Source organism: Psychromonas arctica DSM 14288 (assembly GCF_000482725.1).
GTDB classification, from domain to species: domain Bacteria; phylum Pseudomonadota; class Gammaproteobacteria; order Enterobacterales; family Psychromonadaceae; genus Psychromonas; species Psychromonas arctica.
This window is the reverse complement of record NZ_AXWP01000052.1, coordinates 1-12,232: the sequence shown is the minus strand read 5'-3', so window position 1 is coordinate 12,232 and position 12,232 is coordinate 1. Positions and strand designations below refer to the sequence as shown.

Here is a 12,232-nt window from a genome sequence, read left to right as displayed (position 1 = left end):
GACATTTTATATGTCGCCTTTTTTGTTTAAAGCGAGCTACAATCTGACCACTTGTATAATAAACACAGAGGTAAATATGTCTGAAAATATCCAAACTCAAGAAAACGATGTATGCGAAGCATGCGGTACTATTGTTGAGCTAGGTAGTGTTATAGCAGAAAATGACACACTACTTGTATTGCCTTTTAGCGGACCAGATCAAGCCAGTGTTGAGCAATTAGCAGATAAATATATTAAAGCGGCAAAAGCACGTTTTGCAACAGTAAAAGTAGACGTGGATTTTCAACAAACTAATGACAGTGTTGAAAGCAAAGTCTCACTACAGTTTGAATGTACTGCTGAAAAACTTATTTTTGAAATGGGTTTAAGTGCAATCTAACTATTTCGTCGTGCAAGGATAGTAGGGCTCAGTGTAATGGGTCAGTAATTCTATCCAATTTACCTTATTAGCTTATATTATCCCAATTTAAGAGAGGAATAAGCGTTTGCTTGTTCCTTTTTTTATTTAATCCTTAAATTAATGCATTTTTTTACCCGCTATTACAAACTTCATTTCTTGTTTTTCCGCTTAATCGTTATACTACGCACTTATTTTCTATTTTTACTTCCTTGGAGCATACATTGCTAATTAAAGATTTACCCATTGATCAGCGTTTGATCACTTCTGTTTCACATTTAGGTTTTACTGAAACAACACAAATTCAAGCTGAAGCTGTGCCGATTGCTGTATCTGGGAAAGATCTTTTAGCATCATCTAAAACGGGCTCAGGTAAAACGTTAGCTTATTTATTACCGGCGATGCAACGTGTACTAAAAACACGTGCGTTAACTCGTCGAGATCCTCGTGTATTGATCCTGACACCAACTCGTGAACTTGCAAAACAAGTTTACTCGCAGTTACGTCTGTTAGTCTCTAATACCAGTATTAAGTCTATCTTAGTGTTGGGCGGGGAAAACTTTAATGATCAAGTAAAAGCGATTGATAAACACCCTCACTTTATTGTGGGCACGCCAGGACGTATTGTTGACCACCTTAAAAAAGGGTTATTACATTTACCGGGATTAGAATTGCTTATTTTAGATGAAGCGGATCGTATGCTTGATTTAGGTTTTGCGGAGCAATTAACGGCCATCAATGAAGCTGCCAATCATCGTCTACGTCAAACGTTAATGTTTTCAGCAACCTTAGGACATGGCGAAGTGAATGAATTCGCTGGTCACCTGTTAAAGTCCCCTATTCGTATTGCAGTAGGTGAAGAGAATCAACAGCATAGTGAAATTACACAGCGCTTTTATTTGGCTGATAACCTAAACCAAAAAGAAAAATTATTGTTTCACTTCCTTAAAGAAGAAAAAATAGACCAAGCAATTATCTTTACCGCTACACGTGCTGATACGGAACGTTTAAGTGCTATTTTATTAGAGAAAGGCATGCTTGCTGCTGCCTTGCACGGGGACCTGACCCAGAGTAATCGTAACCAGATAATGGATACCTTCTCACGCGGTAAAAATAAAATATTAGTGACAACAGATATCGCATCACGTGGGTTAGATTTAATCCATGTTAGCCATGTATTTAACTTTGATATTCCAAAACACACTGAGGAATATATACACCGCATTGGCAGAACAGGCCGAGCTGGCGAATTAGGTGATGCTATTTCTATTATTGGCCCTAAAGATTGGGATAACTTTAAAAAAGTAGAAAGCTTTGTCGCACAAACAATCAGTTTTGACAAAGTGGAAGGTATTAACCCGAAATTTAAAGGCTTAAAACCAGTACAAAAGAAAATAGTGAAAGCTAAAAAAGTGGTTGAAGATAAGAAAAAACCATTGGCTAAAAAAGCCAAGGTAAGTACTAAAAAGCAAGAACATGTTTTCCATGAGTCTATCGATGTGGGCGCTGCACCAATGCGTCGTAAGAAAAGAATTATTGTTGACGATTCGGAAGATTAATTTCTATCAGTATTGATTCATCGTTTCATATGGCGATGAAATAGTATTTAACTAATGCCTTAATGAGCGATCATTGAGGCATTTTTTTTGCGTATAAAGTTTCAATTTAACTCGCTGATCTTTTTCTTTGTTGATTCGTATTAATTACAATGGTCCTTAATTATACCGATTACATTAAATAAGTGATCTAAATTTTGTGCAGGACACATGACTTAGTTTAAGGCGTAAATTTAGCTAACTGGTTGTTCCCTTTACGAAATTTATAACGAATAAATAAGTTATTTTAACAAGTAAAATAGCTCAGTTAATTAGTGTGATTGGTATTAACTCAAATATGTTTATCATGTTAGTTAGATAAGGCTAGAGAAGTTAATAAACTTACTGATTTTAAGGCCTTTATCGCTTAACTAAATAATGTCGGTATTGAATAACTATAGGGGCACAAGTTATGGACGTAGATAAATTAAAAAAACGAGACTTACTACAGGCTTTTGATCTAGTGACTACTAAGGGAAAAAAGACCGATGGGGTGTATGAACTATCAGGTGTAAAAGCATCTCAGGATTTTGATGGTTACACATGCTGGTTATCATTTAAAGATTTGACGGTGACTTTATTATTCCATGGGGCTTTTGATATGGATTATGATGATGAAGATACACAGAAAGCATTTTTTAAAAAAATATCTAATATGTTAGACGATAAAGACAGCTTCTAAGCGCTGTAATCACTTGGATGAAGTATAAATCTACCGATTAAACATTCTTCAATTTGCAGTAGAGAACTAATGCTGAAGCCTTTGTGATTACATTTGTGATTACATTTTTCAAAACCACTTTTCGATAGCATTTTTCCATATCACTTTTACATGAAAACAGGAGGCAACATGAGTCAGTTAACATCTACCAATACAGTTGATGCATTGGAAGTGGCTAAATTTGAAGCAATGGCTGAAGAGTGGTGGGATGAACAAGGCAAGTTTAAGCCTCTGCATATGTTAAATCCTACTCGGTTGCGATATATAACCGAACAGATAGCCGCTCATTTTAATCGAGATCTTAATAAGCCAGCACCTTTTAAAGGTTTGCGATTATTAGATATTGGCTGTGGCGGAGGATTGTTAAGCGAACCAATGGCTCGTTTAGGCGCTGAAGTGGTCGGTGCGGATGCTGCGCCAAAAAATATACCTGTGGCACAAATTCACGCTAAGCAATCAGAATTAACAATAGACTACCGTAATACCATGGCTGAAGCATTAGTTGATGAAGGTGAGTTGTTTGATGTGATCCTTAATATGGAAGTCATTGAACATGTCGCCTCTCCGCAAGCGCTTCTTAATGCCTGTGAAGCATTGCTTAATAAAGATGGACTGATGTTATGCTCTACTATCAACCGGTCTCCTAAAAGCTATTTAGTAGCTATTATTGGAGCGGAAAGGGTGATGCGTTGGTTACCTATCGGTACACATCAATGGCATAAGTTTATTAAACCAAATGAGCTTCATCATTTAACAAAAACATCTGGGTTAAAGCTTATCGATAAAAGTGGTTTTGTGTTTAATCCTATTTTATGGCGCTGGTCAATTTCAGCAAAAGATGTCTCGGTGAATTATATCATGGCAATCTGCAAACCTTAAAAGTAACGTGACTTTTTCTATTTAAATACATTCTTAAAACAATAAAATTTAAAATATCAAAACTATAATTCTGTAAATCATAAATTTCAAAGTTATCAATTTCAAAGTTATCAATTTCAAATCATAAACCTCAAATGACTAAATCGAGAAACTAAAGTGGATGCCGTTATAGCCTTTATTGTAAAAATGGCTGCAGACTAGTTTGAACTGGTAGTTACGGTAGTTAAGACGTTTATTTACAAGTATCATGACAAATCCAGCGCAATAGTGATCTAAAATAGCCGTTGTTTCGTTATTTAACCTGAGTGCTGGATAATGGGGGTGTAATATTATTAAACATTCATATGTAAAATCTTTAGTTGATACTGTGCCATTCGTTTTGTGTCGTTCAAGGTAAATTATCGAAACAATTTTTCCAAGTAATAACTGTTTGTTGAAAGGTTATTTAACATAGAAATATGTATAAAGAGATAGGTAAGGTTGATTACGTTAACCGATTTGCAAGCAATAAGTTTTTTTAAGCAGTAAAATAGATATTCTATAAACTGTTATTAGTATTAACTCACCTTTTAATTTTTTATGCTCATAAGGAGCTTTTTGTGTCACGTTTTTCAGGCATTACCGATAATCCCCACGAAGGGCGCTTTCATCAAAAGACAGGTATTTTACTGACTAATTTAGGCAGTCCAGATGCGCCAACAGCAAGCTCAGTTCGAACTTACCTCAATGAATTTTTATCTGATCGACGTATTGTAGAGATCCCGCGTCTAATTTGGATGATGATCTTACATGGCATTATTCTTCGCGTGAGACCGAAACGCTCTGCAAAACTGTATAAAAGTATTTGGACTGAAAATGGCTCACCATTAACGCACATTACTCGACTGCAACGCGATAAATTAAGTGCACTCTTAAAACAACAGGGGTATGTAAATACAGAAGTGGTTATGAGTATGCGTTATGGTAACCCTTCTATTCAATCGGGTTTAGAGGAATTGCGTGAGAAAGGTTTTACGCGGATCGTTGTATTACCTTTATATCCTCAATATTCAAGCCCAACAACAGGCTCAACATTTGATGCGGTTGCCAATGTGTTACGTGAATGGCGCTGGGTGCCAGAGTTACATTTTATTAATGGATACCATAAAAATACCACCTACATTGATGCTCTCGCTAATAGTATTCGAGAAGACTTACAGAAAAATGGTATGCCGCAAAAGTTAGTTTTTTCTTATCATGGTATGCCAAAATTATTCTTAGATAATGGCGACCCTTATCATTGTTTATGTTTACAAACGACCCGTTTAGTTGTTGAAAAACTAAATTTAGATAAAGATCTGCAGCTAGATAAAGACAATGTTATTAGTACTTTCCAAAGTCGTTTCGGCAAAGCGGAGTGGTTAAAACCTTATACCGACGAAACATTGAAAGGGTTGCCTGAACAAGGTATTAAAGATATTGCCATTATTAGTCCTGCTTTTAGTGCTGATTGCTTAGAAACATTAGAAGAGATCGAATCTGAAAATAGAGAAATATTTGAAGAGGCTGGTGGTGAAAAGTATCGTTATATTGCCGCGCTAAATGATCGTGATGATCATATTGAAGCAATGTTAGCGATATTAGAGCCTAATCTCTCTTAATTGCTTATGAGACCCCTTAAGCTTGGTAAATTGAGCAATGGAAGCATATTGAATCGCATTCGTGTTTGACTGATACGTACGTTATAGGTGTCAGGTTTATAGCAAAGAGAGCTATCAATAAATTGTAGAACTCTCAATAAACTGTAAAAGTTAAACAGTAGACGTGACGCAATAGAATTAGGCAATACAAGTTTTACTAAAATCCAATAAAAAACCTCGATGAGTTGTCACTGATCGAGGTTTTTTTATATCCATAAAACGATGCTCAATATGCCTTTTATGACATGATAATTATTATTCTGTTGTTACGTTTTCTGTCACTTGTTTTTGCTCTTGGTAAGCATCTGTACCCCATAGTGGCACAGTTGAAAGACTATGTTTAAAACTACCTGACGTTTCTTTAGTTGAGTATGAAACATACATTAAGGTTTGGTTTTCAGTATCAAAAATACGACGTATCTTCATGTTTTTAAAGAAAATACTTTTTGATTTTTTAAAGACCACATCCCCAGATTTGCTTTTATCAATCTTAGCTATCATTGCTGATGTAATTTCACCTGTTTGACGGCATGAAATCGCACTATCACTTGGGTCTGAAAAGCTTAAATCTGCTTCGATTGACGCAATATGACAGGTGACACCTGACACCAACGGATCTTTTAATATATTGAGTTTAATATCTTGAGTGGTGAATAAGCCTAAGCTGACATCGCCTACTTCATCTTGCGAGCAACCCCTTAGTACAAAGAAGCCAATCACAAGTAGCAATAATACCATTGCCACTAACTTTAATTTTTTTAACATATTCATTTCCTATTTTTTGAAATCCCAAGATAGATTAGATACTAACTGGCATTGATCGCATTTAAAATCAAAAATATCAAACAGTGGTGTTTTTAATCGCCATTCTCCGTTACAGCTAGGGCAAAGTCGGTCTTGCTCTTGTTGTAAGGATTGGCCTGCAACACGGTACAAGTAATAATAAGTAGGCACTTTAGTTATATATTGAATACGTTTGCATAAATTACTGCCACGGTGAAAAAATTTACTGCTGACATCACCTAACTCTTTTAAGGCGGCACTTGAAACGGCAGAACCATTCATCTGCAACTCGTCTAAGTTAACCCATTCTTCTTGCCATTTTATTGCGCTTTTACGGTCTCCATTACTAATTTCCTCTGGTGTACGGTAAAGCGGAATAGGGGCTAATGTTTCACCGCAGCGAATAGGTGAGCAGGTATCTAAAAAAGTCGTATAAAGAATCTGCCAACTTGGCGTAAAATTAGTTGCGCATTGCTGTGAATTTAAATCTTCTGCAATGGTTTTTATTTTAGGTGAAAGTAGACCTGCTTTGGTTAGTCCTGACAACGCATGGTTAACTTGTGGGCTATTAAAACGTGTACTTAAGCTTTGTTCTTCAGGGCAAACCAATCGTGTTGTAAATATAGCCCCTTGCATGGCGACAGGGAATTCCCTGCCCAAGATTTGCCCATTATAACGTAACATATCTAAGTAGTTGTTAATGGCGCGCTCAACGCTTGCATATTGAGTATCTTGATAACATTCAAAGCTTAATTCTTTAATGAACACAGTTATTCTTCCACAGCGGTAGTTGGGATACTTTTAATCTTATCTTTGAGCGCTTCAATTTGTAAAGTTAACTCATTGATTTCTTGTTTTAATGGGTTAATTGCTTGCGCAATTTTACTATTGATTATCTCATCGATACTGCCACCTACGGAGTGCATAGTTGCACCAGTTAAAGCCGGCTCAGTCGGTGCCTCTATTTGTTTGTTCGGGTTATCTTGCCACATTTTTAACCCTTGAATAATTGCAGGTAAAGGTATGTTTTTAGGTAAACGGGCTTTAATTAAAGCGGTGTTAGGTGTTTTACCTTCTTTAGCAAGTTGTTGGGCAACTAATATAATACGATCCATGAAATGACCTTTTTAATATAATGTACTTTGATCGTCCACAAGACGATAAGCGGGTAGTTGAAAACGGGGTTTGACTAAACCATTTAAGGTCAATGTCCCTTGGTAGTGATTGGTGCCATCACTACTAAACTCGAAAATAAAACTAGCTTGTAAAAAGTCACTGCCTAATTTGAAATTAAACCGAGAGCGAGCGACGGAGAGAAGCTGTAAATCAAGTTTATTGCAATGCTGTTCGATCAAGGTTTTGGCTAGCTCTGATTGTTGGCGTAATTTCCATACCGTGGTACCAATAAAAACCATACCGAGAATAAACAACAAATCCCACATAATCATCCTTAAGTATTTTTAAGTGTCAGCTTTTAGGCCAGAAAATAATAAACCAATTGCCTCTGATAATGCGGGTGAACGGGCCGTTAAACGTAATTGTTTTAATACTTTATCTCTTAATGACGGGATAGCAACTAAGTCAGCAAAAAGTTGTGGAAACAGTGCTTTATGATGGTTTGCTAATGCCTCAAAGTACCGGTTCAACAAGGTTTCATCTTCTAACTGCATCCAGCAACGTCCGGCTATCGTGATGTACCAATCAGCTTGGTGCACGAGTGGTGATGAAAATTGATCATTTAAAAGCTGTTTCGTGATCCCTTGTGCATTGGCACTGGTTATTGCTCTTAATAATAAAATAGCGGTGGTTTCTTGACCTTGTTGCAAACGTTTATTTGCTTGATTTGCAATATGAGTCGCGAGCTCAGTGCTTATTTGCGTTTGGTTTTCAAGGCATAAAGATAACGTTTGTAGAGGTTGTTCAGGTAAAAAATCCAATGCATCTATTATTTTTTTCTGGTTATTATCATGATTTAAACGTGCCGCAAGATCTGCAAAACCTTGTAAACCTAAGTTTTGCCATTGTTGCCAATCACATTGATCCGAAAAGTAATGTTGAATAGCGGCATAGAAAGAAGAAGGTGGACGAATAAATGCGCTGTTTATATTGGCATTGAAAATGGCCAGTTTTTCTGCACTAGGTTTAAAAACAAAGGGGTTGCTGGCTAACCTTTCTTGTAATTTATCACTTATATCAGCAGTTAGGTCTTCGCCCATCGCTTCAACTACCATGCGAATAAAGCTTGTCTGCGCGGTTATCTTCATCAAACCTTGTTCATCTAAAGGTAATTTTAAAAACCAAATAAAATGTTCTTTCTGAGCGGCTACCTGCCAAAAAGTTAATGCAATAAAAGCATGTTGTTGAATAGGGAAAGGGTAGGCCATTTCATTTTTAGCTATTTTTTGGAATTCGCTGTTATTAATTTTTTGCACAATACGTCCTAAATCATACGCTCGATATTGGCATTGGGCTTGTTCTAAAAAATCAGTCAGTGTATTCATGCTCATAAAAAGGCTATCTTAGTAATTAATGGTGGGGCGATTATATACAGGTCTGCACAAGACCTCTATCCTGTTATGTCTAACTCTCAGTAATTTGAAATAAAAAGCCGAACAATCAATACCGGTAACTATTATGGTTAATCAATACCAGCAGACATTTCACCCAAATAAAGGATTACATTTGTGTATACCTAATCGGGCAGTTTTGACGTGCTCTATTATATCAATCCCGTTAAATCGTTGTTCAATATTGTTGGCTTAAATTGATACATTTTTTCCTTGCCAATAATTGATCATATAGATAATGAAATTTGTATTAATTAGACTAAAGAGAAAATGCTTGGGTACAGGTATCAACTTAACATATTGTTGTCGGTTGATTGTTAACGGATCTAAATTAAGATAATGACTTTAATGAACGAAGAAATAAGCCTAAACCGCCGATCGCTAACACTAGAATGACAATCAGGTCAAAAGAAGACATGCTATGTAAACTAAAGCGAATTGAAGAAATAACACCAAAAATTAAAGCAGTGATAGAGCCTATAGCGAGTAACCAGCCTAGGATGTTTTTTGCATTATAAAAGATCATGCCGATCCCTAGTATAAAAGGGATCATAATCGTACCGCCAGTAATACCTATGCCACTTCCGAAACTATGTAGATTATAAATACGCGAACTCAAGCCAAAATTTGATGAGACAGTGATTGCATTAAGTAACATGTAAAAGCCACCACACATCATGATTAAACCAATAAAAAAATGTCCAATACCACCAGTATTTCCTCCTGCTCCATTCATTGTTTACTTCCTTTTTATTTTGTTCTTTATATTATCGACACTAGGGATATTGCTATGATTTTAAATCAGCCAAAGTTTAAATTTAAAGCATGCACAAAGAGTAATTTACATTGCTATCACTTTCAAATTATTATTTTGGAACTGATTGCGCTTATTACTTAAATTCAAGGCTACAATTGTCTGATAAATGTTGTCTTTTTAGGTTTGTGGATAAAGTAGCGACAGGCAGGACATATTGAACAGCAGGTATAAAAAAGCCCCGTTAAATAACGAGGCTAAAAGAATATTATTAACTGAATTCAGCTTTATTTAGGCTCTTTTTTTACGAGACCAGCCTAAACCAACTAAACCTATCCCAAATAATGCAATTAAAGCAGGCTCTGGAATCGATACTTTACCGAATATTTTTTGTGCAATTTGATCATTCACTTTATTAGTTATTCCTGCAAAATCAGTATTATAAAATGATGAAATATTTCCTGTACCAGCAATAGTCAAGTTCGTTGCTTGTGAAAAATCATGATGTTGGGCTAAAAAATAATTACCTGCAGATAATTCAATATCTAAATTTGAAATTAAAAATGAAGTAACATTAATAGTCCCACCAAATGCGTCTGTAAATAGAGACTGAGATGTTGATGCCTGAATTGTAGCTTCATAAGTTGCCGTACCTAAATTAGCGATACCAGTTGTACTTGGTGCTTCAAATATTTTCCACGTTGTTGATTGATAATTTGCATTACCTACCGATTTTGTATCAACGGCAAAAAAATTAAAACCAGTAATAGTCCAATCAGTAGACGCTGTAAAAGCAGATACTGCCCACCACTCTCCTGTACCATTACAACCCTGTGCTACACACTTTCCAGAATCATAAAATGGGTCACCTGAGTCTAATAAAATACCAGCATTAGCGGTTATGCTAGCAAATAATAAAACAAACATACTTGCGATTCTATTCATAATTTAATTCCTTGGTTTTTGTTTCTACCCTAATAGTAATATGCTTTGCAATTATCGTTCCTATTTTTTAAGTGCATGATTCTAAGCGTCTTAATTTATTTCTATATTAAATACTAATAATGGTGTAAAAATAACTGACACTTTGTGATGGTGATATTCGTTTTTTTACTTTTAAAGCCAAACGCAAATCAACCATGAAGACATGAAGGATAAAGAAGGTTAGATCAAAACAATAATTTCTATACTTTTAGGTTTTTTTCGTGCTCTTCGTGAAGCGTAGCGCTTCGTGGTTGCTTATGCTCTTTTAAAATCAAAAGCTAAATAACCACGAAGGCACGAAGGCACGAAGGGCAAAGAAGGTAAGCTCAAAACAATAAATATAACAGCAACTACTACAGCGTTTATTGTTTAGTTTTTCTTCGTGTTAATCTAAATTTTCCTATTTTGATTAAATACATTCTCTATTTCAGTCAAACTCGTTGGATCGTCAATGGTTGATGGTGTGACGTACTGTTCTCCATCTGCAACCTGTTTAATTGTTCGACGTAATACTTTTCCTGAGCGTGTTTTAGGCAAGCGGTTAACAATCACCACTTTTCGAAAGCTTGCCACCGCGCCTATTTCATCGCGCATTTTTTGTAATAACTCTTTTTCTACATTGCCATCTACTGAATAGTGGCCATCTTTGAGTACCACAAAACCAAAAGGGATCTGTCCTTTTAATTCGTCATGAGCTCCAATCACGGCACACTCAGCGACATCATCATGGGCACTCAGTATTTCTTCCATCTCGCCGGTAGATAAACGATGCCCTGCCACATTAATTACATCATCGGTCCTGCCCATCACAAATAAGTAACCGTCAGAATCAATATAACCACCGTCACCGGAAACATAATACCCTGGAAACTGTGATAAATAACCACTTTGGAAACGATCATGGTTACGCCAAACCGTTGCTAAACAACCCGGTGGTAAGGGGAGTTTTATCACAATAATGCCCTGTGTATTAACGGGCACTTGCTCTCCTAGTTCATCTAAAATTTGTACATCAAAACCTGGAGTTGGTTTAGTTGAAGAACCTGGTTTCAATGGAAATTGTTCTAAACCAAGAGGATTACCTGAAATAGCCCAGCCCGTTTCTGTTTGCCACCAATGATCGACCACTGGTCGCTGCGTTTTTTGTTCAACCCATTTTAACGTGGGAGGATCTAAGCGCTCGCCCGCCATAAAGATAGTACGTAATGCAGGCATCGGATATTGCTTAATTAATTCGCCCTCAGGATCTTCTTTTTTAATCGCTCTAAAGGCTGTTGGAGCAGAAAATAAAATATTAACATGGTGTTCTTCACACACTCGCCAGAAAGCCGCTGGGTCAGGTGTTCTGACCGGCTTTCCTTCATACAATATAGTGGTGCAGCCGTGAATAAGCGGAGCGTAAACGATATAGGAGTGTCCTACTACCCAACCCACATCAGAGGCCGCCCAAAATACGTCGCCCGGTTTTGCGTTATAAATTGTCGACATACTGTATTTCATTGAGACAGCATGCCCGCCATTTTCACGTACCACGCCTTTCGGTTTTCCCGTTGTACCGGAGGTATATACCCGTGATCAATGAAGATGCTTGATTTTTAGCTTAATGAGGATCATGCTACCTCAATGCAAAAAATAAACCTCACTTCTGACCAAAAGCATAAATTAATGCAGTTACATCACGAAACTCGTGATAAGCGTGTTTGTGATCGTATTAAAGCCATTATCCACCATTCAAATGGGTGGTCTACTAGTCAGATTGCGGAAGCTTTACTCATTCATGAGACAAGTGTTAATCGACACATCAATGAATATCTTGCGACGGGCAAATTAAAACCTGAAAATGGTGGCTCTCACGGTTATTTATCTGTTGCTC

13 protein-coding genes and 1 pseudogene are annotated in these 12,232 nt (G+C 36.6%); 6 read left to right on the top strand and 8 right to left on the bottom strand.

What is annotated here, in order from left to right:
- Positions 1-76 precede the first annotated feature (76 nt).
- From H592_RS0108270 to hemH, 5 genes are all read left to right on the top strand, one after another.
- On the top strand, positions 77-379 hold the full coding sequence (locus tag H592_RS0108270; protein WP_028868359.1) for a DUF406 family protein: 303 nt from the start codon (positions 77-79) through the stop codon (positions 377-379).
- Positions 380-621: 242 nt separating this feature from the next.
- Positions 622-1,956, top strand: coding sequence for a DEAD/DEAH box helicase (locus H592_RS0108265; RefSeq protein WP_028868358.1), 1,335 nt, complete (start codon positions 622-624; stop codon positions 1,954-1,956).
- Positions 1,957-2,404: 448 nt separating this feature from the next.
- Entirely contained in the window at positions 2,405-2,674 is a 270-nt protein-coding gene (locus H592_RS0108260; RefSeq protein WP_028868357.1) for a DUF3081 family protein, read from the top strand.
- A gap of 168 nt (positions 2,675-2,842) precedes the next feature.
- Entirely contained in the window at positions 2,843-3,592 is a 750-nt protein-coding gene (gene ubiG, locus H592_RS0108255) for a bifunctional 2-polyprenyl-6-hydroxyphenol methylase/3-demethylubiquinol 3-O-methyltransferase UbiG (protein WP_028868356.1), read from the top strand.
- A 599-nt stretch (positions 3,593-4,191) separates the two neighbouring features.
- Positions 4,192-5,232 (top strand): ferrochelatase, encoded by a 1,041-nt coding sequence (gene hemH, locus H592_RS0108250; protein ID WP_028868355.1) that lies wholly within the window; start codon positions 4,192-4,194, stop codon positions 5,230-5,232.
- A gap of 294 nt (positions 5,233-5,526) precedes the next feature.
- Here hemH and H592_RS21795 read toward each other — a convergent pair whose 3' ends face one another.
- The 8 genes and pseudogenes from H592_RS21795 to H592_RS21790 all read right to left on the bottom strand — a co-directional run.
- On the bottom strand, positions 5,527-6,009 hold the full coding sequence (locus H592_RS21795; protein WP_051369090.1) for a CreA family protein: 483 nt from the start codon (positions 6,007-6,009) through the stop codon (positions 5,527-5,529).
- 36 nt (positions 6,010-6,045) lie between these two features.
- Positions 6,046-6,822, bottom strand: a complete 777-nt coding sequence (locus tag H592_RS0108240; RefSeq protein WP_028868354.1) for a Zn-ribbon-containing protein — start codon at positions 6,820-6,822, stop codon at positions 6,046-6,048.
- Positions 6,823-6,824: 2 nt separating this feature from the next.
- Positions 6,825-7,169: a hypothetical protein gene (locus tag H592_RS0108235; RefSeq protein ID WP_028868353.1), complete on the bottom strand. Its 345-nt coding sequence runs from the start codon at positions 7,167-7,169 to the stop codon at positions 6,825-6,827.
- 12 nt (positions 7,170-7,181) lie between these two features.
- A complete protein-coding gene (locus H592_RS0108230; RefSeq protein ID WP_037071322.1) occupies positions 7,182-7,496 on the bottom strand; it encodes a DUF3301 domain-containing protein in 315 nt (104 codons plus the stop codon).
- 18 nt (positions 7,497-7,514) lie between these two features.
- Complete coding sequence (locus H592_RS0108225) at positions 7,515-8,561, bottom strand: DUF3549 family protein (protein ID WP_028868351.1); 1,047 nt, start codon at positions 8,559-8,561, stop codon at positions 7,515-7,517.
- Positions 8,562-8,952: 391 nt separating this feature from the next.
- On the bottom strand, positions 8,953-9,357 hold the full coding sequence (locus tag H592_RS0108220) for a hypothetical protein (RefSeq protein ID WP_028868350.1): 405 nt from the start codon (positions 9,355-9,357) through the stop codon (positions 8,953-8,955).
- Positions 9,358-9,666: 309 nt separating this feature from the next.
- Positions 9,667-10,320 (bottom strand): PEP-CTERM sorting domain-containing protein, encoded by a 654-nt coding sequence (locus H592_RS0108215; protein ID WP_028868349.1) that lies wholly within the window; start codon positions 10,318-10,320, stop codon positions 9,667-9,669.
- 429 nt (positions 10,321-10,749) lie between these two features.
- A pseudogene (locus H592_RS21790) lies at positions 10,750-11,928 on the bottom strand (AMP-binding protein); the annotation flags it as partial.
- A gap of 54 nt (positions 11,929-11,982) precedes the next feature.
- On the opposite strand from H592_RS21790, the gene H592_RS0108205 reads away from it, so the two are divergent.
- Positions 11,983-12,232, top strand: a 250-nt coding sequence (locus H592_RS0108205) for a helix-turn-helix domain-containing protein (protein WP_028868348.1), incomplete at its 3' end; no start/stop codon positions are given.